25 protein-coding genes are annotated in these 22,874 nt (G+C 31.0%); 17 read left to right on the top strand and 8 right to left on the bottom strand.

Annotated features, from left to right (window positions below):
- Positions 1 to 102: 102 nt before the first annotated feature.
- Positions 103 to 786 (top strand): hypothetical protein, encoded by a 684-nt coding sequence (locus tag BMX42_RS13220; RefSeq protein ID WP_091315419.1) that lies wholly within the window; start codon positions 103 to 105, stop codon positions 784 to 786.
- Positions 787 to 853: 67 nt separating this feature from the next.
- Here the strand turns inward: BMX42_RS13220 and BMX42_RS13215 are convergent, their stop codons facing one another.
- The 5 genes from BMX42_RS13215 to BMX42_RS13195 all read right to left on the bottom strand — a co-directional run bounded on the left by BMX42_RS13215 (position 854) and on the right by BMX42_RS13195 (position 7,234).
- The gene (locus BMX42_RS13215) at positions 854 to 1,546 is read right to left on the bottom strand and encodes a hypothetical protein (RefSeq protein WP_091315416.1); all 693 of its coding nucleotides are present in this window, start codon (positions 1,544 to 1,546) and stop codon (positions 854 to 856) included.
- A complete protein-coding gene (locus tag BMX42_RS13210) occupies positions 1,543 to 3,018 on the bottom strand; it encodes a lipopolysaccharide biosynthesis protein (protein ID WP_091315412.1) in 1,476 nt (491 codons plus the stop codon). The genes BMX42_RS13215 and BMX42_RS13210 overlap by 4 nt, the downstream gene beginning before the upstream one ends.
- 111 nt (positions 3,019 to 3,129) lie before the next feature.
- Positions 3,130 to 4,422, bottom strand: coding sequence for a glycosyltransferase family 4 protein (locus BMX42_RS13205; protein WP_091315408.1), 1,293 nt, complete (start codon positions 4,420 to 4,422; stop codon positions 3,130 to 3,132).
- 60 nt (positions 4,423 to 4,482) lie between these two features.
- Entirely contained in the window at positions 4,483 to 6,918 is a 2,436-nt protein-coding gene (locus BMX42_RS13200) for a YfhO family protein (protein WP_091315405.1), read from the bottom strand.
- A 58-nt stretch (positions 6,919 to 6,976) separates the two neighbouring features.
- Positions 6,977 to 7,234, bottom strand: a complete 258-nt coding sequence (locus BMX42_RS13195) for a hypothetical protein (RefSeq protein ID WP_091315402.1) — start codon at positions 7,232 to 7,234, stop codon at positions 6,977 to 6,979.
- Positions 7,235 to 7,330: 96 nt separating this feature from the next.
- Here BMX42_RS13195 and BMX42_RS13190 point away from each other — a divergent pair, with 96 nt between their 5' ends.
- The 14 genes from BMX42_RS13190 (at position 7,331) to BMX42_RS13125 (ending at position 17,581) form a co-directional block, all read left to right on the top strand.
- The gene (locus BMX42_RS13190; protein WP_091315399.1) at positions 7,331 to 8,296 is read left to right on the top strand and encodes a transporter; all 966 of its coding nucleotides are present in this window, start codon (positions 7,331 to 7,333) and stop codon (positions 8,294 to 8,296) included.
- Positions 8,296 to 9,417 (top strand): GTP cyclohydrolase, encoded by a 1,122-nt coding sequence (locus tag BMX42_RS13185; protein ID WP_091315396.1) that lies wholly within the window; start codon positions 8,296 to 8,298, stop codon positions 9,415 to 9,417. Before BMX42_RS13190 ends, BMX42_RS13185 begins: the two co-directional genes overlap by 1 nt.
- Complete coding sequence (locus BMX42_RS13180) at positions 9,418 to 9,969, top strand: GNAT family N-acetyltransferase (RefSeq protein ID WP_091315391.1); 552 nt, start codon at positions 9,418 to 9,420, stop codon at positions 9,967 to 9,969.
- Between the two features lie 13 nt (positions 9,970 to 9,982).
- On the top strand, positions 9,983 to 10,300 hold the full coding sequence (locus tag BMX42_RS13175) for a YbaB/EbfC family nucleoid-associated protein (RefSeq protein WP_091315387.1): 318 nt from the start codon (positions 9,983 to 9,985) through the stop codon (positions 10,298 to 10,300).
- A gap of 45 nt (positions 10,301 to 10,345) precedes the next feature.
- Entirely contained in the window at positions 10,346 to 10,789 is a 444-nt protein-coding gene (locus BMX42_RS13170) for an SET domain-containing protein (protein ID WP_245748295.1), read from the top strand.
- A complete protein-coding gene (locus tag BMX42_RS13165; RefSeq protein ID WP_091315384.1) occupies positions 10,789 to 11,298 on the top strand; it encodes a GNAT family N-acetyltransferase in 510 nt (169 codons plus the stop codon). The genes BMX42_RS13170 and BMX42_RS13165 overlap by 1 nt, the downstream gene beginning before the upstream one ends.
- An 88-nt stretch (positions 11,299 to 11,386) precedes the next feature.
- Entirely contained in the window at positions 11,387 to 11,698 is a 312-nt protein-coding gene (locus tag BMX42_RS13160; RefSeq protein WP_091315381.1) for an ArsR/SmtB family transcription factor, read from the top strand.
- Positions 11,699 to 11,703: 5 nt separating this feature from the next.
- A complete protein-coding gene (locus BMX42_RS13155; protein ID WP_091315378.1) occupies positions 11,704 to 12,204 on the top strand; it encodes an SRPBCC family protein in 501 nt (166 codons plus the stop codon).
- A gap of 181 nt (positions 12,205 to 12,385) precedes the next feature.
- Positions 12,386 to 13,483 carry a M23 family metallopeptidase gene (locus BMX42_RS13150; RefSeq protein ID WP_091315374.1) on the top strand — a complete coding sequence of 366 codons (1,098 nt, stop codon included), beginning with the start codon at positions 12,386 to 12,388 and terminating at the stop codon, positions 13,481 to 13,483.
- Positions 13,484 to 13,490: 7 nt separating this feature from the next.
- Entirely contained in the window at positions 13,491 to 13,940 is a 450-nt protein-coding gene (locus BMX42_RS13145; protein ID WP_091315576.1) for a hypothetical protein, read from the top strand.
- Positions 13,941 to 14,030: 90 nt separating this feature from the next.
- Entirely contained in the window at positions 14,031 to 14,405 is a 375-nt protein-coding gene (locus tag BMX42_RS13140) for a hypothetical protein (protein WP_091315371.1), read from the top strand.
- Between the two features lie 291 nt (positions 14,406 to 14,696).
- Complete coding sequence (locus tag BMX42_RS13135) at positions 14,697 to 15,530, top strand: DUF2971 domain-containing protein (protein ID WP_143055657.1); 834 nt, start codon at positions 14,697 to 14,699, stop codon at positions 15,528 to 15,530.
- Between the two features lie 170 nt (positions 15,531 to 15,700).
- On the top strand, positions 15,701 to 16,333 hold the full coding sequence (locus BMX42_RS13130; RefSeq protein ID WP_091315363.1) for a hypothetical protein: 633 nt from the start codon (positions 15,701 to 15,703) through the stop codon (positions 16,331 to 16,333).
- Positions 16,334 to 16,861: 528 nt separating this feature from the next.
- Entirely contained in the window at positions 16,862 to 17,581 is a 720-nt protein-coding gene (locus BMX42_RS13125; protein WP_091315359.1) for a hypothetical protein, read from the top strand.
- On the opposite strand, the gene BMX42_RS13120 is transcribed toward BMX42_RS13125, so the two are convergent.
- From BMX42_RS13120 to rpmH, 3 genes are all read right to left on the bottom strand, one after another.
- On the bottom strand, positions 17,565 to 17,834 hold the full coding sequence (locus tag BMX42_RS13120; protein WP_091315356.1) for a hypothetical protein: 270 nt from the start codon (positions 17,832 to 17,834) through the stop codon (positions 17,565 to 17,567). The two genes, BMX42_RS13125 and BMX42_RS13120, sit on opposite strands and share 17 nt — an antisense overlap.
- Before the next feature lie 158 nt (positions 17,835 to 17,992).
- Positions 17,993 to 20,848 carry a carbamoyl-phosphate synthase large subunit gene (gene carB, locus BMX42_RS13115; RefSeq protein WP_091315353.1) on the bottom strand — a complete coding sequence of 952 codons (2,856 nt, stop codon included), beginning with the start codon at positions 20,846 to 20,848 and terminating at the stop codon, positions 17,993 to 17,995.
- Between the two features lie 97 nt (positions 20,849 to 20,945).
- The gene (rpmH, locus tag BMX42_RS13110; RefSeq protein ID WP_091315350.1) at positions 20,946 to 21,107 is read right to left on the bottom strand and encodes a 50S ribosomal protein L34; all 162 of its coding nucleotides are present in this window, start codon (positions 21,105 to 21,107) and stop codon (positions 20,946 to 20,948) included.
- A 150-nt stretch (positions 21,108 to 21,257) separates the two neighbouring features.
- Here rpmH and BMX42_RS13105 point away from each other — a divergent pair, with 150 nt between their 5' ends.
- Both BMX42_RS13105 and BMX42_RS13100 read left to right on the top strand, forming a co-directional pair.
- Positions 21,258 to 21,773, top strand: a complete 516-nt coding sequence (locus BMX42_RS13105) for a hypothetical protein (protein ID WP_091315347.1) — start codon at positions 21,258 to 21,260, stop codon at positions 21,771 to 21,773.
- A 48-nt stretch (positions 21,774 to 21,821) separates the two neighbouring features.
- Positions 21,822 to 22,463, top strand: coding sequence for an endonuclease III domain-containing protein (locus BMX42_RS13100; protein ID WP_091315343.1), 642 nt, complete (start codon positions 21,822 to 21,824; stop codon positions 22,461 to 22,463).
- Positions 22,464 to 22,874: the final 411 nt, after the last annotated feature.

Raw genomic sequence — 22,874 nt, 5'->3', positions numbered from 1 at the left:
TCATATCGTTATCACTTATAATTTGGGCTTTGGCACAGCAATTGAAAACACCTAATTAACGATAACAAGTCGAAAATGTTTAACAATTAAAATTTAGAAATCATGAGAAAAATTACATTTTTAGTTGCCAGTTTTTTATTAATGTTAAACGCAACTTTTGCACAAGAAATAAGAACTGACAGACGTGGAAACGGAAACGGTCATCCAAACGGAAATCATAACGGACATAATAATTATTATGCAATTGATTATAGAGACGCAGAACCGATAGAGTTTAGAGAAAGAGGAATTTCATTTTATGTTTTCCCAAACGGAGATTTCGATTTCAACACTGGAAACGGAAGTTATATTGCAAGACGTGGTGGCATTCCAGCAACAAATGCAATAGATAGAGGTGTTAGAGGAATAAAAATCGAGCACGACAATTATGGAAGAGTAAGACGTGTTGGTAATGTTTTTGTCAACTACGACTATTACGGAAGAGTAAGAAGAATTGGTAGTGTATATATGACTTACAACAGTTTTGCTTTAACAAGAATTGGAGGAATGAGATTGTTTTATAACTATCATGGACAAATAGTTGGAGTAACAGGTTATATAAACGGAATGAACTACGGTTACACTTACAACCCTTGCCCTACTGGTTATAGCGGAGGTGATTATCACGATGATGATTACGGAAACGATGATGATTTTTACTACTACAAAAAAGATGGTAGCAAAGAAAAAATGAGAAAAGAAGACATCGATGGCATCAAAAAAGATGCTGTTGAAAGAAAAAGATAGTTTATAGTTGGTTGGTTGATTAATTGAGAGAATCCCGTAACGTGAAAGCGAAGCGGGATTTTTTTGTTTATTTCTCTGATTCTGGAAAACAATCTAATGCAAACTTTTCAATTCTCTTATTCATTTTTTGGTTGCAGTTTTTACAATTTGATTTCATAGTTTTTATCAAATTCTGTCTAATGACTTCAGATTTTTTAATATCATCATCTTCGTAAGATCCACTATATAAAATAGAATTGTACCAATTTGAATATTTCTCTCCTGAAGGATCAATATCCATATATTCAAAAAACTCATTTGGAAATTTTTCAGTGTATTTTCTAGCCGGAACTCCCGTAAATTCTCCTAAAGCACCATCTTGAATTTCAATCGTTTTATTTAAAATCCATCTGTAAAAAGGTCTTAAATTAGTATCGTCTGAAACAGCTAATTGTAATACTTTACTAGTTTCTGGAGTATCTCTTGGTCTAAATTTTCCAAAATAAAAACCAATAGCTGTTTTATCACAATTAGGATTATCTACATAAAATCTTACGGGTTTTTTCCAAATGGAATCTTTATCAATATCGTGAGTTAATCCAAAGTTTTCTTGCCAATCAATATCTGGTTTATAAACAATATTCTCCTTTTTTGGTTCGATAATTTTAACTGATTTACTTTCTATAGTTTCCGTTTTGATGATATTATCTTCATTCGATTGATCAATATTTTTACATGAAAAAACAAAAATCAGAAAAATAAAACAGATTAGTTTATTCATATCTTAATTTTCAAGAATTTCTCAACCGTATTTCTAATCACATAATTAATATCGCTAGAAACTTTGAAATAATAGTGTAAAGACAAGTATAAAACAGAAATTAAAACAGATTTTAAACCAATATTGATTATTGGATGAAAAGGAAATTCCCAGAAATAAAATCCGAAAAACAAAGCTAAAGTAATAACAAATGAAACAATGGTATTTTTGGTAAACGGAAATAATTTCATTTTAAAAACCACAAATAATAATTTCGCTAAACTGTACATTCCAATGGAGATTAAGGTGGCGAAAGCTGCGCCATTTAATCCGAAATTTGGAATGAAATACATGTTTAACAAAACGATTAAAACCACTAACATTAAACCTAAAAACAATACTGCTCTGTAATATTTTGAGTTGAAAATAATGGCATTGTTATTTCCTAAAATTAAATCGAAATATTTTGAAAAACCAATCGTGAAAACCACAAATAATCCTTGCGCATAATCTTTTGGCAACATCAAGTATAACTCTTTAATATTGACGAAAATACCCAACATGATTAAGCCTCCAATAACCTGTAAACTAATCGAAGATTTTTTATATAAATCGTTTAATTCTTGCCATTTGTTTTCGCTCATCAATTTAGCAGTAATTGGATACGTAATTTGATGCATGGCTCTGCTCGGAACAGAAATAACCATCGCAATAAAAATCGCCACTGAATAATAAGCAATATTGTCAATTTTCATATAATGCTTAATCATATATTTATCGATGTCTAACAACATATTCGCAATACTTGCAGATAAAATAATGAAAACCGTAAAAGTCAAAATAGCTTTACTGTTTTTTGGTGTTTTGAAATGCAATCTGATTTGTTTGACTTTATTCGCATAGAAAACAATAAGAAGCAACCCAATTCCGTACACTAAAACCAAAGAATAAATAAAATCTGCTGGTGAAATGTATTCAAAATAAACGCCAAAAAGTAAAATCGTAATTAAAATTCGAACGAAAACTTCTTTTACAAAACTTCCAAAAACCGATTTCATATGTGCTCTTAACCAAGCGTAGAAAATCTCGAAATACCCCATGAAAATTCCAATAATTGGAATGATCCAAACGAAATCATAAATGAAACTATTTTTTTGAGATTCATAAAGTGCAATGTCATCGTAAAAAAAGTAAAACAAAAACATTAAAGGTGTAATGAAAAACAGCGGAACAAATAGCATATAAGTGATATAACTATTTAATTCTTTCTCTGTTTTATTGTTTTCGTTGAAGAATTTTATCAGTGTATTTTGTATTCCGAATGACATAATTGGATACAAAATATTGGCTGCAGAAAGCACATATCCTGTTAAACCAAAATAATCTTTCCCCAAAAAATACGGATACATAAACAACGTATTTGCCGCACCAATTCCAAAACCTAATAAAGTGATGATGGTGTTTTTAATAGATTGTTTAATTACGATTCCCATATTTTTTTAGTATTCAGTGTTCAGTTTTGAGTATTCAGTTTTATGTATTTCAAAATTCAGAATTCGTTATTCAAAATTCAACATTTATATTTTCAACTTTTTACTTTTGCCTTATCCCTTTTGCCTCAAAACTCCAACCAACTTTTCAGTCAAACTTTTTCTGCTAAATTGTTGTAAACCTACAGCGTTTACTTTTAGACATTTGTCCAAATATTGATTAAAATAGTCTAAAATTTGATTTTTCAGCTCATTTTTCTCATTATATTGATAAAAAACACCTGTATTTGTCTGTTTTATGATATTCTCAAAATCGGAGTTTTTTGGTCCGATGGCTAAGATTGGTCTTTCGGAAACCATGTATTCAAATAGTTTTCCTGGAATGATACATTTGGTGTCTTCAGAATCAATTTCTATCAGCAGTAAAACTTGTGAACTTCTTTGATGTACTAAGGCTTCTTCGTGTGAAACATAACCTAAATTTTGTACAAAATTGTCCAGTTGAAATTCGGAAATAGATTGTAACACTTCTTTACTTACTGCTCCGATTAATTTCAACTTAAAATGTTTCGCAAAAGCTTCATTTTCTTGAATTAATTCTGATAAAGATTCCCATAAAATTTGTGGATTTCTTTCCGATAAAAACGAACCGATATGTGCTAACGTAAAGTTTTCATCTAATGATTTTCTTTCGATTTTCTCCACATCATAACCATTTGTAATGACTTCAATTGGTTTATTCGTAATACTTTCAAATTCTGTTTTTGTGGTTGGAGAAGTCACTAAAATCGTATCACAAGTGTTCATCACTTCTTTTTCCAAAGCTTTATGCTTAGCACTCGCCCAATTTGATAATTTCAGTTCTTTATGATACCCAATAGTGGTCCATGGATCACGAAAATCGGCAATCCAATTGACGTTTAATTGCTTTTTTAAATCTAAACCAATTAAATGCAAACTATGTGGCGGACCAGTCGTTATAATGGTTTCAATATTATTTTCTTGAATGTATTTTTTAAGATATTTTACAGAAGGTTTTACCCAAAAAACACGTGCATCTGGAATGAAAACGTTGCCACGAATCCAAAGCATTGTTTTTTCAATAAACGATTGTTTTTTCTTTTGAGTAATAATTCCTGCTCCTAATTTTTTCGTCTTATTTTTCGATAAAAAAGAAGCTAAAGCATAAGGTTCAAAGATTTTATTTTTCAGAATAACGGTTGCATCAGAAACTTCAGAAAGTAATTTTTCATCAATCAATGGATAACTCGGATTTTCTGGAATATAAACAATCGGTTCTACTCCAAAATCGGGAAGATATTTGACAAACTTCAACCAACGTTGCACACCTGGTCCACCAGCAGGCGGCCAATAATAAGTAATGATTAAAACTTTGTTTGAACTCAAAATAGTATGTTGAAAAATAAACCTGACAGCTTTTTGAAATCTATCAGGTTTTATATAAAATTATTTTATCTCAGCCAGATTCTTATTCTGTTTTCTCCAATAAAAAATGCCCAAACCAATAGCTAAAAGCATTAAAACTGTTGAAATTAAAGAAATCATACTTCCTGTTTTTACTACTTGAGGTTCGAATTTAAATTCGATGGTGTGTTTTCCTGCTGGAATTTTTAAACCACGTAAAACGTAATCTACATTATAAATTTCAGCATCTTTTCCATCAATTGTAGCTTTCCAGCCTTTTGCATAATACATTTCTGAAAACACTCCAAAACCATTTTTAGAATTGTTTGAAGTATATTTTAAATGATTTGGTTTATATGAAATTAACTCAATAGTTGAAGTAGAATCTTTACCTGTTTCAAAGTTAAAATCACCTTTAGTTAAAGCTGGCTTCATAAAAGTAGCTTCATCTTTAGTTTTTAACTTATCTAAAGCTTTCATTTCTTCATCTGCAGAATTTAACACTTTAACTTTCGAAACAAACCAAGCATTTCCATTCGCATTCGGGTTTTCTAAAGCTTGTTGAATTCCTTCTTTATTTGATTGTAAAATGTATTTAGCATTCAACATATTCAAGACTTCAATATTGTTTTTCGCAATTTGATAATCGAATATTTCTTGCATTTTTTTAGGCTTAGCTGCGTGATATCCACCAATTGATTGGTGATAAAATGAAGCTTTAGCACTATTCATATGTCCGTCCACATCAAAAACTCTAAAATGAGTAGTATCTTCTAAAATACGAGTATCCGCTTCAGATGGCTCACCAAAAGGTCTTTCAATTTGACTTTTTGAAACAAAATCATCAGCCTTTACGTAGTTTTTCGCAACTACGAATAAATCGATAACCATTACTAAACCTACTAAAACCACAGTTGTAAATTGTGATAACGTTTTTTTAGTGTATAAAAATAATATTCCGAAAGCCACTGCTAAAAATCCTAATGAACGATAAATAGTAGAAAAATACATACTTTCTCTATCCTCTTTCAAGACTTTCATTACTTCAGGTCCGTATTGTTGTGCATAATATTTGTCGTTTGCACCAGAAAAAGTGAAAACACCATTCGCTAATAAAATAACTATTAAAAGTCCAGCAACAATTGCACCTGTATATAACAAAGGTTTCTTTCTTTCTTCTTCGTCCGAATTAATAAACGCATTTAAACCTAAAGCGGCTAAAACGGGTAAACACAATTCTAAAATAACTTGAATTGATGAAACCGCTCTGAACTTATTGTACATCGGCACATAATCAATAAAGAATCTCGTTAAAGGTTCTAAATTTCTACCATATGATAATAATATTGAGAAAATTGCTCCAGCAACTAAAGCGTATTTAATTCTTCTTTTTTCTAAAAATAAAGCTAAAACCGCTAGAAAAAACACAACAATTCCAATATAAGCTGGAGCAGCAACACTCGTTTGATCACCCCAATATGTTGGCATTTGCTTCACTAATTCTCTAGCTTCACTTTCTGGAACATTTTGCCCAACAATAAATTGATACATTGCCGAATCCGCGCCTAAATCGTCATAACTTGAACCTCCAAATAATTTAGGTGCAATTAAATTTAAACTTTCATCAATTCCGTAGCTATATTGTGTAATGTATTCATAACTCATCGCATTATTATCGGTTTTCTTTTTACCGTTTTCGTCGAAAGATAATTCACTATTACTTCTGGTTGAATATTTAGCATATTCTGCTGTTGCTAATATGTTAGTGGCATTCGCACCAATAGCTAAAATGGCACCTAAACCTAAAATCACAAAAGATTTATATAAATGTTTGAAGTCTTTTTCTTTGATAATTTCGTAGATATAAAATCCGATTACGAAAGCAAATAAAAACAAGAAATAATACGTCATTTGAAAGTGATTCGCTTGAATTTCTAAACCAGCGGCAAGCATAGTTACAATTCCACCAACCAAATATCGTTTGTTGAAAATGAAAACAATTCCGGCCAAAATCATAGGAATATAAGCTATTGCATGAGCTTTCGCGTTATGTCCCACTCCTAAAATAATAATTAAATAGGTAGAAAAACCAAAAGCTAATGCTCCAAAAAAGGCTTGAAGCGGTTTGATTCTTAAGCTCATTAATAATAAGTAAAAACCTAAGAAATATAAGAATAAATAATCCGCAGGACGAGGTAAAAATCGTAATGCGCTATCTAAACTTTTAATGTAATTATGAGGATATTTTGCACCTAATTGATACGTTGGCATACCACCAAACGCACTATTTGTCCAATATGGCTCATCATGGTATTCACTTCTAAAGTCGTTTTGTTCTTTAGCCATACCTGTGTATTGCGCAATATCAGATTGTAAGATTTGCTTTCCAGACAAAACTGGATAAAAATAAATAACAGCAATTACTATAAAACCAAAAATGGCATATAAATGTGGCGCAAATTTTTCTAATTTCTTCATTTTACTTCTTAAGTTAATATCCTACAAAAATAAAAAATTCCCCGAAAGGGGGAAATTTTTATTCAACTTCTTCGTAATCGATATAATCACCTACTACTTTCTTCTCCTTTTTAGGAACTTCCTGTGAGTTTTCTGTTGGTGATTGATATTGTTGTTGCTGTTGTTCAAATTGTTTCTTTATATGTTCTTCTGCTTTTTTCGCGACTTTTTGCATCAAATATGGTGCTAACAATCTCATTGCGAACTTAAATAAATAATAAAACAAAATGATGTAGAATAAAGTTCTAATAAATCCCGGCACACTTGCTGTATCCATAAATTGTATTTTTTTTGTCAAAAATAAGGAATATATCAAATGTAATACTTAAAATTATTATAAAATATTTACATTTGGGTTTTAAAATAAATTCTTATGAAGCCAACTACTAATATATTTTTGTTCGCAACACTTTTTGCATCTGTAATTTGTAATGCACAATTTACAGACGAAGTAAATTCGAACCGACCAGGTAAATCAATGATGGCGTTTTCAGTAGGTAAAAATGTAATTCAAGCAGAAACTGGAGTCAACTACATCAAAGAAGATCATGAAACTTTACAATATAATGCTAAAGGTTTTAATGCCGACTTAGCAATCCGTTGGGGATTTTTCAAAGAAGAATTAGAAATTATTGGTGAACTTCAATACCAAAAAGACAAATATACACAACTAGATTATTCTACAGACCGAAGTGCTTTGCGTCAAACTATTTTAGGCGCGAAATATTTATTTTACGATCCATTTAAAAATTATGTAGAAAAACCAAACTTATACAGTTGGAAAGCTAATCACCGCTTCAAATGGAGACAATTTATTCCTGCATTAGCCGGATATGTTGGTGCTAATTTTAATTTAGCAAAAGATAATTTATTTAATTACGCTCCACCTGATGTTGTAGAACCAAGCTTTAGTCCGAAAGCTATGATTATTGCTCAAAATCATTTTGGTACTAGAACGGTTTTAGTAACTAATATTGCTTATAATAAAATAGGAACTGATTTGGCAAGTATTGATTATATCTTAACTTTAACTCGAGGAATTAACCAAAACTTATCGGTATTTGTTGAAAACCAAGGGTATAATGGAAAATACTATAGCGATGGAATTGTGCGTTTAGGAGCAGCTTTTCTTTATGAAAAAAACATGCAGTTTGATGCTTCAATTGGAACAAACATCAAAAACACTCCAGGGATTTTCTATGGTGGAATTGGGTTTACTTGGCGTTTTACTAAAAACTACCAAGAAGTAAAAATGGACAAGCCAGGCACAAGAAGTAAATTGGATAAAAAAATGGACAAAAAGGCCGATAAAAAGAAACGAAAAGACGAAGTGGAATAATGATAGAAATAAAAGAAGTTTTCTCTAAAAAAGAAATGAAGGAATTTGTAAAATTCCCTTTCGAACTATATAAAGATAATAAAAACTGGGTTCCACCATTAATTCAGGAAGAATTAGAAACCTTTGACAAAACTAAAAATCCAGTATTTCAAACCGCTGATACACATTTTTATTTAGCCTATAAAAACAATAAAATTGTAGGCCGTGTTGTGGCGATTATCAATTGGGACGAAGTCAATATTTTAGGAAAAAAGAAAGTACGTTTCGGCTGGTTCGATGTCATTGACGATATTGAAGTGACCAAAGCACTTTTAGAAAAAGTTACCGCTTTTGGTGCGGCACATAATTTAGAAAACATTGAAGGTCCGATGGGATTTTCAAACCTAGACAAAGTAGGTTGTTTAATTGAAGGTTTCGACGAAAGAGGTTTGATGATTACTTGGTACAACTTTCCTTATTACGCGACACATTTTGAACAATTAGGCTATGCCAAAGAAAAAGTATATTTAGAAAGTAAATTCCCCTTTTCAAACATTGATCCGACCAATTTTCAACGTATAGCAGATATGATTGAAAAAAGATACGAATTAACACATTTGAATTTTACAAAAACAAAAGACATTATGCCTTATGTAGACAAAATGTTCGATTTGTTTAATTCTAGTTATGCAACTTTACAATCATTTGTACCAATTAACGACATACAAATTGAATATTTTAAGAAGAAATACATTTCGTTTATCAATCCCGAATTTATAAAATTCATTATGGATAAAGATGATAAAATGGTTGCTTTTAGTATCGTTATGCCCGATTTTGCTGAAGCTTTACAAAAAGCCAAAGGGAAATTATTTCCATTTGGATTTTATCACTTATTACAAGCACGAAAGAAAAGTAAAACCGCAGTGTTTTATTTAATTGGCGTGTTACCTGAATACCAAAGTAAAGGTGTAACTTCAATTATTTTTAACGAAAACCACAAAACATTTACAGAATTAGGTATTGAAACTTGCATGCGAACACCAGAATTAGAAGACAATCACGCAGTTCATAATTTATGGAAACATTTTGATCCTGTATATCACAAGAAACGTTGTACGTTTATTAAGGAGTTGAAATAAATGAAATATACACTTGAAGGTCAAGAAACAGAAAGATTAAAATTCAGATTACTAAACATTGAAGATTTTGATATCTGGATTGAATTATTTGAAGATATTGAAATTTGTGAATTTTTAGGTGTAGACAAAATCAAAACTCCTGAAGAAAGATGTCAATTTTGGTTTGATATTACTTTTGATAGATATGAAAATAATCTAGGTGGTGCAAATATCATAATAGATAAAACTACAAATGAAATAGTTGGTCAAAGTGGACTTATAGTTAGAGAAATTGAAGAAAAACAAGAAATAGAAATCGCTTATTCGATTTTGCCAAAATATAGACAAAAAGGATACGCATCAGAAGCTACTAAAAAATGTAAAGATTTTGCCTTTGAAAATGATTTTTCAAAAAGTCTAATTTCAATAATTAATACTAAAAATAGTAATTCTGAAAAAGTAGCCGAAAATAACGGGATGACAATTGATAAAACAATTACATTTAAAGATATGTTGGTAAATATTTATCGTATCAACTCTGTAAAATGGAAACTAGAAAATAATAAAATTTAAAAACACAAACAAAATGGACTTAATGGGAATGATGGGTAAACTAAAAGAAACCCAACAAAAAATGGAAGAAACTAAAAACAGATTAAACAGCGTTTTAGTGGATGAACAAAGTAACGACGGTTTATTACAAGTAACACTTACAGCAAACAGAGAAATTAAAAACTTCAAAATTGCTGATGAATTGTTACAAGATAAAGAAATGTTAGAAGACTATTTGGTTACGGTTTTAAACAAAGCCATTACAAAAGCTACAAACGTAAACGAAGCTGAAATGGCTGCCGTAGCGCAATCAGGAATGCCAAGTATTCCAGGAATGGATATGTTTAAATAATACTAAAACATATAAGTTTTATAAGCTTTCTTTAAAATTACTTATATGACTTATATGTTAAACAAAACTATTTTGGATAACAACATCAACGCTTTAGAAGAAGACTATTTATACATTCAACAATCTCAAATTCCAAATTCTGGAAAAGGGTTGTTTACGGCTATAAAAATCTATAAAGACGAAGTGATTACCTTATTCAAAGGAAAAATCCTATCCGATTTAGAAGCAGAAACTATCGCCAAATTAGGTCACGATCAATATTTCATTAATTTACTTGACGGAACTATTTTAGATTCGAATTTCGTAGAATGTTTTGCAAAATATGCCAATGATGCTTCTGGTTTCAGTGTTTCCGAATTTAAAAACAATGCCAAAATTGCTTTAGATGATGAAGATAACGTGTGTTTAATCGCGCTAAAAAACATCAAAGCGAGTGAAGAAATCTTTTGCAGTTACGGAAAATCGTATTGGAAAAAACACGGAAAATAATGATTACAAAAGCTACTTTAGAAAACATAACCGAAATTACCAACCTCGTAAATTCGGCCTATCGCGGAGAAACTTCAAAAAAAGGTTGGACAACTGAAGCCAATATTTTAGAAGGAACTCGAATTACAGAAACGGAACTTACCGAAATACTTCAAGACAGCAATAATACGTTTCTAATCTATCAAGAAAACAACAAAATTATCGGAACAGTTTTATTAACCAATAAAAAATCGGAATTGTATTTAGGCATGTTAACCATTTCTCCCGATTTACAAAATGCTGGTTTAGGTAAAAAATTATTACAAGCTGCCGAGGATTTTGCTCATTCTTCAGGTTTACCAAAAATCGTAATGACCGTAATTACAATACGTGAAGAACTTATTGCATGGTACAAACGCAACGGTTATACAGATACTGGAAAACGCGAACCCTTCCCTGCTAACTTGGACGATGTGGTTTTACACTCAGAACCACTAGAATTCATGGTTTTAGAAAAAAACATCATTTAAAACAAAATAATCATCAAAAAAATTGCGAAACCGAAAAGTTGCACGTATATTTGCAACTGATTGGTTTCGTAACTTAATTATAAACAAAATGAGAAGAGACATATTTCAGGCAATTGCCGACCCAACAAGACGTTCCATTCTCGCTTTAATTGCCCTGCAAGCGATGACGCCAAATGCTATTGCGGAAAACTTCAACACAACTCGACAAGCGGTTTCAAAACATCTTAAAATTTTAACCGAGTGTGAATTAGTAAAGCAAGAACAACAAGGAAGAGAAATTTATTATTCATTAGAAATTGAAAAAATGAAAGAGATTGATGTATGGATTAACCAATTCAGAAAAATTTGGGAAATTCAATTTAATCAACTCGACAAAGTATTATCAACACTTAAAAAATAGAAAAAATGAACAACAACTTATTATTTGATTTTGCCGTTGACAAAGAAACAAAAACGGTAATCATAAACCGAGAATTTGATGCTGAGCTTCCATTAGTTTGGGATGCATTTACAAAACCAGAACTATTAGACCAATGGGTTGCGCCAAAACCATGGAGTTCTAAAACAAAATACATGAATTTTGAAGTGGGTGGAAAACGATTTTATGCGATGGTAAGTCCAGAAGGATTTGAACGTTGGGCAATCCAAAAATATAAATCCATTACTCCGAAAACCAATTTCAAAATGTTCAACACTTTTGCCGATGAAAATGAAAATCCAGAATTGCCAGGTTCAGATTGGGATTATACTTTCAGTGAGCAAAATGGTATCACAAAAGTAGCAATTACCATTTATAATGAATCACTTGAACGTCTGGAAAAAATGATAGAAATGGGCTTCAAAGAAGGATTCACCATGTCAATTGATAACTTAGAAAACTTATTAGCAACTTTATCAAAAAAATAATTTTGCTTTAAAACATTCATTTAAATCTAAAAAATCCAAATTTCGTAACTGAGATTTGGATTTTTTTATAATACTATGTAACAAAAAATCCTTTTTGGCAACAAATCTGTAATCATCATCATCAATCAATCACCCGAGGCGTAGCCGAATTATTTGGAGCGTAGCGGAAAAAATCAATCACATGAAATCAATCAATCACATCAAATCGAACATTTTTTCAATTCTTTTCTTTTCCTTACTGTCCTCTTTTAATGTATTCGGGCAAAAAAACATTCAAATTGAACCCAAACCAGCAACTATTTTTATTGAACAAGGAAGCCATAAACAAATCATAAACTTTGATTTTTTGGTGACTCATACATCAAAAGATACGTTATACCTATACAAATTGAGTGTTTCAGTATTTGACGCAGATAATAACTTATTACAAACTCGTTTTCTTGACAATAATGGAACTGCACCGAGCATTAAGACATTATCAAAAAGAATTTGGAATGGCGAAGAAACGCACCTTATATTTAATCCGTTTTCTGAATTTGAAATTACAACTCCAATAAAAAGCCTACAATATGAATGGACTTTTTTAAATAATGCGGACAAAGAATTTGTTTACAAATCAACTATTTATCCTGAAAAATATACTCAAAAAAACAAATTAGCTTTTCCTTTAAAAGGTAGAACACTCGTTTATGATGCACACGATCATAATTCGCACCACAGAAGATTTGATTATACTTTTACTCCAATAAAAAACTTTGGTATAAGCACTAATTTTATGCGTTATGCCTATGATTTTGTTATTTTAGATGATGAAAATAAACAATTCAAAAATAAAGGAGAAACCAATGAAGATTATTACAGTTTTGGAAGTCAAATATATGCAGTTGCTAATGGAAAGGTAATTTATGCTTCAAACAATCATAAAGACGACAAACAATTTGATGTCATGAAGTTAAAAGACAACCAATTAGAATTGTATGGAAATTGTATTGCAATTGAACATGACGACAAATCAATTAGTATTTACGGACATCTTAAAGAAAATAGTTTAAAAGTAAAAGTTGGTGATGTGGTGAAAACGAATCAAGAAATAGCTCAAATAGGAGTTTCAGGAAGTTCATTTTTCCCACATTTACATTTTGAAGTGAGAAATTCTATTTCTAATATCGCTGAAGGGCTTCCATCCTATTTTGATAATGTACTTTTATTAGAAGGAAAATTAAAAAGAAAATTAACACCTGGATTAGTGGAAACAGGTAACATAATTGAAACAAAATAAAAACCGTATGAAATCAATTTTCTTAACTATTTTACTTTATTCAAGTATTCAGCTATTTGCCCAACAAAAGATAGAGAAATTACAGTATGCCGAAACTTTAATTGAAGTTCCAAAAAACTGTACTGCAAAATCTGAATATGAAATACTTGATTGCAACGGATTTTCAGCTCAATGGTTATTTTTTAATGAAGAAATGGTCAAACAAAAAATCAACGAGCAAATTTTTAAACAAATTGAAGGACAGTTTGATTATAAAAGTAAAAAATCAATAACATTCTTTTCTCAAAATCAACCATTTGAAGGTTTTGTATATAATATGAAAAATGGAAGTTCAAGAATTATTGGATTTGGAAAAGTAAACGAAATAGCGTTATTATTAAATTTAGGCTTTCAAAAAGAACCTAAAAATAATGACGAATTAACCTTGTTTGAAAAGAATTTTATAACCTTTAAATAAAAAAAACAAGTATACATTTGAAAAGTGCTACTCTATAGCGAGTATATACAAGTTAGCAGTAATAGTAAAGAAAAAAAGAACGTAAAATATATGGCATTCGATTGGGCGTTATTTTTAAATGATGAATTTCATCAAACATTTCAAAAAGAATTGAGTAAACAATTATTTGAAAAAGGAAGTATTGGAACTGGATTCAAAAATTTTGAAGAACTTGACTTTCAAATCATTATTGGAATGCAAGATTCTGAAATTAAACAAGTTGATAATAAAATGTTTGCGAAAATAGATTTTATAACTCCTGGTTCTTTCTCTATTCCTGTTGAAATATATTGGACAACTGAAGAATGTTCTAATCTTTCTGAAATTCACAAAAATGATATTTCAAAAATGAATATCGAAATTAATTGGGGCGAAAATTTCCCTTGTGATGAAATATTACCATGGATGATGGTTGATCCAGAATGAGTAAATAAAACTACTTCGCTAACAGCTTTTTTGTACGCTACACAAAGTCTCCCGACTTTGAGCAATAAATAAACATAAAACAAAAATTACCCCCATAGTTTGTCATGCTGAAAGCATCTCACACAAAACACGTTACCACGCATTCTCAATATAATTTTATGAAATAAATCTATAAAAGCTAAAACAAATAAAATCCAATAACAAGTTTGCGAAAAAATAATTATATATTTGATAAGCGCTACAAAGTAGCGGGTATATACAAGTTGTATGCAATTTAAAAACACGTAAAAATTGAAAAAAAGAATATCATCTAGATTATATCATTACTGTTCAATTGAAAGTTTTTTCAATATTACAAAATCAAAATCAATTTGGCTTTCGAATAGTGACCAAATGAATGATTCAAACGAAAATATTTGGATTGAAAGGCATTTTGAAACTCTTAAAAATAGTTTTAAAAGTGAAAAGGAAAAAAAGCTACTCAAAGAAGGATTAGATACATACAAATGGAATAAAAATCCACCTTTTATATTTTGCCTTTCTGCTAACAAAGATTTGTTAAGTCAGTGGAGAGCATATTCTCAAGATGGGCAAGGTGTATCAATTGGATTCAATACGAAGTGCTTAGAATTTGAGAATAGAATCCCATCTCCAAATGTTTATGCGCAACACACTTTTGGGTTAGCCAAAGTTGATTATAACAATTATTCTCAAAAAAAAATTGTAAACGATTTATGTGATGAAGTAAAAAAAATGGCTGAATCTTCTGAAAAGTTTGAGAAAATGTTTTCTTCAATTCATTTGGGTTTATCTTTAGTGAGTAATGCTTTAGTATTTAAAAATTCAAACTTTAGGGAAGAAAAAGAATGGAGAATAATTCACACTCCAACAGAGAAATACGAAGAATCATTAGAAAATCTGTCAGAACTTAGATATCGTTATTCAGAAAATAGAATCAAATCATATTTCGAATACGAATTTGGAACTAAATTCAATTCAAATTTAATTCCTGAAATAATTTTAGGTCCAAAATGTAATATGCAAATATCAGAAATGGAAAATTTTATAAAATCAGTAGGATTAAAAAAGACAAAAGTCTTGAGGTCAAATTCAACATATAGATAAACTGCATACAACAGGCGTTTGGCAAGATTGCGAATTTTGTAGTAAATACACGTTTATTTCTCGCAAGAAAATTTATCTTTAACAGAAAATAATTAGTTCCGAAGTTCGCAACCTCGCCAAGCGCCGGAACGTTGTGCGTCAGTTTAGAGCGACAGAAAACCGAAAGAAAAATGAAAAACAAAATTCTATATTTTCTAATTTTATCTTTATTCATAAATTGTAAAAAAGAAAAAATTAAAATTGAAAAACAAACTAAAATTGAGCAAATATATGCTGAAAACAATTATGGAATGTTTGGTAAAATTAATCTGAAAATATATTCCGATAGTTCTTACACTTGTGTTCGATACGAAACAAGCCCAAATTATGAAAAAACTGAAAAGTTTGATGGTTTTTTCAAAATAATAAATGACACAATAAACTTTTTTCCATCTGATTTCAAACCAAATTATTCAACAAAAGCAGTAATTAAAAATAATTTCGTAGAATTTGTTGATGGAGAATTTCCGCTGAAAATCGAAATAAAAAGAAATAAATTAAAATCAAAAAATAGTTTAAAATTTGACAAAATTAAAGATTATGCCATTTTCTCATTCGACGAAAAATACCATAGTAACATTTATTATGGATATAAACCAAAATCAATAAAAGCATATGATTTAAAACAAAATGATTTAGAAAAACTAGATAATATATTGAAGAAATGTTTTGCAGAAAATAACTCTAAACTAAAAGACATAAATAATTACGTCAAACAATGTATTGTTGTGATAAATCCAGAAAAGAAATTGAAGTTTGGGTAAGTTGTTATTGCAAAGAAAAACACATAAAAGACAAATATAAATATTCAATAATCCGAATGCACGATGGCGGAAATTGTAATATAAATCTAAAAGTTAATTTAACAAAACAGAATTATTCAGAATTAAACATAAGTGGAAATGCGTAAAAAACCGAACGCACAACAGGCGTTTGGCTACATTGCGAATTTTGTAGTAAATACACGTTTACATTTCGCAAGAAATTTTATCTTTAACAGAAATAATTCCCCTGCTAGCGCGAGTGCCCATTCCTAAATCAATTCGTTAAATCCATGTAATTTACGACTAATATTTTCCCCACTCACTATTCACTATTCACCAAAATAACCCGCTAACACGGATTTGCACACTAACGCCAGCGAACTAACGAAGTAATCCGTGCTCTCCACTCAAATAAAACAAAATTTAACTTTTTTTACGCCTAATCCGTAAAATACTTCTTCCCTACGTCATACTTTTGCCCGCAATAAAATTGTAGTAAAAAACTTATAAATCATAACATTTAAAACTATGGCATCAACATCTGAAGTTGGACACGCAAAAAACGTTGCAAATTTAGGCACAGGCATCCAAATTTTACAAGAAATGGGAACACTATACAATCCCTCAAACACCAACATTCAATTAACCAGTTTAATTAGTTTCAAAGCAGCAATTGAAGGGACAATTACGCAATTAAATAGTAAAATCCCAAGTTACAAAAACGCAGTAGCCAACAGAGAAGTTGCTATCGAAAAATTAGGGAAAACATCTACAAAGGTCCTTAACTTCTCAAAATCACTAAACATCTCAACAACCGACAAAGAAAACATACTAAGTCAAGTAAAAAAAATACGAGGTCATGCTAAAGCAAAAGCAATAAACCCAGAAACTTCTGAAACTACCGGAATTTCAACTTCTCAAATGAGTTACGACAGCAGAATCGCAAATCTTTCGTTACTAATAAACTTTGTGGCTTCTCATCCAGAATACCAACCTAACGAAAATGATATTAAGGTAGCCAATCTACAAACCTACCAACAAGAATTAAGTACTTTAAGTAGTCTAGTTAATACTGCCGGAAACGAATTAATAACCGCTCGTTTAAACAGAAACAACGCGATGTATTTAACAGAAATCAACATTATTAAAGTAATGAACGAAACGAAATCCTACTTAAAATCTTTAGGACAAGCAGCACAACCGTATTATAAAGCGTTCGTTAAATTAAAATTCAGAGATAAAGATTAATCGTAAAACTATAGTAAAAGTCTAAAAACGTATCGGAAACTTCTAAAAATGCATCGGGAACTTCTAAAAACGTATCGGGAAGTTCTAAAAACGCATCGGGAACTTCTAAAAACGTATCGGGAACTTCTAAAAATGCATCGGGAACTTCTAAAAACGCATCGGGAAGTTCTAAAAACGCATCGGGAACTTCTAAAAATGCATCGGGAACTTCTAAAAACGTCCCGACAAAATCTACTCCTACATATAAAAACAAAAAATCCAAACTTCATTTCTGAAATTTGGATTTTTTTATATTGATATGTATTTAGTAAAAGAGACTGTAAAACTGCCACTGAGACCGAGACTGTAAACTGAGACTGCAACTGAGACCGAGACTCAAACCGAGACTGAGACTGAGACTGCAAACTGCCACTACTTCGTCAAATACATTTTTCTTCTTGCGTATAAATCGTAAAACTGATCGTCTTTTAAATCATCAATAAACAAAATACTTTCTCCTGTCGATTTCATCTCTGGTCCTAATGCTTTATTTACATTCGGGAACTTACTGAAAGAGAAAACCGGTTGCTTAATCGCATATCCTTTCAATTGTGGATTAAAAGTAAAGTCCGTCACTTTATTATGACCTAACATTACTTTCGTAGCATAGTTTACATATGGCTCACCATAAGCTTTCGCAATAAATGGAACCGTACGAGAGGCTCTTGGATTCGCTTCAATAATATAAACGATATCGTCTTTAATCGCAAACTGAATGTTGATTAATCCAACAGTTTTTAAAGCTACCGCGATTTTATTCGTGTGGTCTTTAATTTGTTGCATTACAAACTCACCTAAGTTGAAAGGAGGCAATGTAGCATTACTATCACCAGAATGCACACCACAAGGCTCAATATGCTCCATAATTCCAATGATGTATACATTTCCATCTGCATCACAAATCGCATCAGCTTCGGCTTCAATGGCACCATCTAAATAATGGTCTAATAATAATTTATTTCCAGGAATCGATTTTAATAAATCAATTACGTGTTCTTCTAATTCTTGTTTGTTAATTACGATTTTCATTCCTTGTCCACCCAAAACATATGAAGGACGAACTAATAATGGGAAATCTAAAGTATCTGCTAATTGAGAAGCTTCTTCTGCACTTTCCGCAATTCCGAATTGTGGGAAAGGAATTTTTAATTCAGTCAATAAATCTGAGAATCTTCCTCTGTCTTCCGCTAAATCTAATGCATCAAACGAAGTTCCTAAAATTTTAATTCCGTATTTCGATAATTTCTCTGCTAATTTTAAAGCTGTTTGTCCACCTAACTGCACAATTACACCTTCTGGTTTTTCGTGTTGAATGATATCGTAAATATGTTCCCAGAATACTGGTTCGAAGTATAATTTATCAGCTGTATCAAAATCAGTAGAAACCGTTTCTGGATTACAGTTAATCATAATCGTTTCGTAACCACATTCTTTCGCAGCTAAAACTCCGTGAACACAAGAATAATCGAACTCAATTCCTTGTCCAATTCTATTTGGTCCAGAACCTAAAACCACTACTTTTTTCTTCTCAGTTACGATACTTTCGTTATGAACGTATCTTGTTCCGTCTGCTTTTTCAATTTCTGCTTCAAAAGTCGAATAATAATAAGGCGTTTGTGCTTTAAACTCTGCCGCACAAGTATCCACTAATTTGTACACACGTTGAATGTTCATTTCATCGCGTAATTTGTGAACTTGACTTTCTAAACAACCCATCATGTGAGCAATTTGTCTGTCTCCGTACCCTTTTTGTTTCGCTTCTAATAATAATTCTTTTGGTAAAGAATCAATTTTATATTTCGAAATTTCTTTCTCTAAGTGGAATAATTCTTCATATTGTTTTAAGAACCACATATCAATTTTTGTGATTTCATGAATTCTACTTAATGGAATTCCCATCGCAATAGCATCATAAATTACAAAAACTCTATCCCAACTTGCATAAGTTAGTTTTTCGATAATTTGCTCGTAATTGGTATAACCTTTTCCGTCAGCTCCTAACCCATTTCTCTTAATTTCAAGAGATTGCGTTGCTTTATGTAAAGCTTCTTGGAACGAACGTCCAATTCCCATTACTTCACCAACAGATTTCATTTGTAAACCTAAAGTTCTGTCTGAACCTTCAAATTTATCGAAATTCCAACGTGGTATTTTTACGATTACATAGTCTAAAGTCGGCTCAAATAAAGCAGAAGTCGATTTTGTAATTTGATTTTGTAATTCATCTAAGTTATATCCTAAAGCTAATTTCGATGCGATTTTCGCAATTGGATAACCCGTAGCTTTTGAAGCTAAAGCCGAAGAACGAGACACACGAGGATTGATTTCAATCGCCACAATATCTTCTTTATCATCAGGTGAAACCGCGAATTGTACGTTACAACCTCCAGCAAAATTTCCGATTGAACGCATCATCAAGATGGCCATATCACGCATTTTTTGGAAAGTCGTGTCCGATAAAGTCATCGCTGGCGCTACTGTAATAGAATCTCCAGTATGAATTCCCATTGGATCCATATTTTCAATCGTACAGATGATTACAACATTGTCGTTACTATCGCGTAATAATTCTAATTCGTATTCTTTCCAACCCATTAAAGCTTTGTCAATCAACACTTCGTGAATTGGTGATGCTTCTAAACCATAAGTTAAAGCAGCATCAAAATCTTCTTTTTTATAAATAATTGCAGCACCTGTTCCACCCAAAGTAAACGAAGGACGAATTACTAAAGGAAAACCGAATTCTTGCTCAATTTCTTTCCCTTTTAAGAAAGAATTAGCCGTTTTTGCAGGCGCTTGAGGAACTCCAATTTTATTTAATAAATTTTTAAATTGTTCTCTATCTTCAGTAATATTAATTGCGTTGATGTCAACCCCAATTAATCTTACGTTGAAATCTTTCCAAATTCCTTTTTCATCTGCTTCAATACACAAATTTAAAGCTGTTTGTCCACCCATTGTTGGTAAAACGGCATCAATCTGTGGATGTGCTTTAAGGATTTCTATGATAGATTTTGTGGTAAGTGGTTTCAAATATACATGATCAGCCATAGTTGGATCTGTCATGATAGTTGCAGGGTTCGAATTGATAAGAATTACTTCAATTCCTTCTTCTCTTAAAGAGCGCGCAGATTGAGAACCAGCGTAATCAAATTCGCAGGCTTGTCCAATTACTATTGGTCCTGAACCAATAATTAATACCGATTTAATTGAATTGTCTTTTGGCATCTTGTTGTGTTGTTGTGGGTTGTATTACTTCGCAATTATAAAAAAAGGTGCTACTATAAAAATAGTAACACCCTGATATTTTATTTAAATAAAAACATTATTTTTTGTGTCTTGGTTCACAAGATACAGTCAATTTATGTCTTCCTTTAGCTCTACGACGAGCAAGCACTTTTCTTCCGTTAGGAGATGACATTCTGTCCATGAAACCGTGCTTATTTCTTCTTTTTCTCTTTGATGGTTGAAACGTTCTCTTACTCATTGCTAGTATTTTTAAATTCTATATAATTCTTTAATAAAATGGCTTTCTTTAAACCGAGTGCAAATATACAAAGACTTTTTTCAAATACAAATACTTTTTTAAAAATATTTTTAATAGATTTTATTACCTTTGCAATCTAAATTAAAAATCATGTTCAATAAAAACATAAAACTAATAGTTGCAGCTTGTATTATAGCATTTGCAATTTATCAATTTACAGAAGCAAATATAGGAAATGGTATTTTCTTACTATTATTATCAGCAATTTTTATCTTGTTTTACTTTAAAAATGAGTTAATTATCTTATCATTTTTACAATTAAGAAAGCAAAATTTTGAAGGTGCAAAGAAATATTTGGATATGATTAAAAATCCAGAAGGTGCTTTAGTAAAAAAACAACAAGGGTATTATAACTACCTGAATGGCTTAATGGTTTCTCAAACAAACTTAAATCAAGCAGAAAAATACTTCAGAAAAGCAATTGAATTAGGTTTAAGCATGGATCAAGACTTAGCTTTAGCCAAATTACAATTAGCAGGAATTGCAGCTTCAAAAAGAAGAAAAATTGAAGCAGAGAAATTATTAGGTGAAGCTAAAAAATTAGACAAACATAATATGTTGAAAGATCAAATTGTAATGATGAAACAACAATTGAAAAGAATTTAATACATTAAGAGTCCCAATCGGGACTTTTTTTTTGCTTAATTTTATAGAATGGATTTATTTACACCTCCAAAAGATTGGAAAACCATTCTCCAACCAATTATTGAAACGTATAAAGGCAGAAAACATCCTTTGGAATATTCTAATTTATACGAATTAATGGTTGCTGTACTTTTATCTGCACAGGATTCTGATGCACACATCAATAAAATTATGCCCATTTTTATTGAGAAATACCCAAGTTTAGAAGCAATTAATAGCTCAAATCTAGATTCCCTTGAAAACATAATTTCTAAAGTTATGAATTCAAAAAACAAAGCCTCTTGGCTTTTTGATATTGCAAAAAATCTAGAAAAGGACGAAAATATACCCTTAACATTACATAATTTAATTCAACTTAAAGGAATTGGGAGAAAATCTGCCAACGTCATTTTAAGAGAAATGAACCAACCCGCCGAAGGCATAATCGCCGATTTACACGTAATTAGAGTCGCACCCAGAATTGGTTTAACAGACGAAATTAAAGACGGAATTAAAATTGAAAAACAATTAATGACAGTCTTACCAAAAGAAATTTGGAACGAAATTGGAATGGCTTTATCCTTTTTAGGAAGAGAAATTTGCCGACCAAGTAATCCAAAATGCCTCATTTGTTTCCTAAAAAATGATTGTAATTACTTCAAAAACACATAAATACTTCATAATTTAAGCAATTTTCACTCAAAAAACTCATTCTTTCAATTCAAATAAGAGAATTTTATCATTTTTCTGGGCGTTCCCTCGTTGCAGAAGTATGCATTTCAAATCAATTTAATTACTACAACGAGGTCGTGTGTTTCGCTATATCTTTTATTTTGTTGTAGCGTTTTGTCTTGAGGAAGCTAAAATAGATAAGCAACAAAATAAAAGGATGCCGCTTCACCCACTAACGCGTAGGTTTTCATAAGATACAAACTGCTATAAACAAAAATATCGTCTCGTTATTCTAACGAGACGATATATAGGTAAAAAAAAAGCCTCAATCTAAAAGATTGAGGCTTTAATAAAAGAAGGCGGCGACATACTCTCCCACATAACTGCAGTACCATCTGCGCAGTTGGGCTT

It is taken from the genome of Flavobacterium terrigena, assembly GCF_900108955.1.
Lineage (GTDB): Bacteria > Bacteroidota > Bacteroidia > Flavobacteriales > Flavobacteriaceae > Flavobacterium > Flavobacterium terrigena.
The sequence above is the reverse complement of the archived record's forward strand: the minus strand, read 5'-3'. Positions and strand labels throughout refer to the sequence as shown.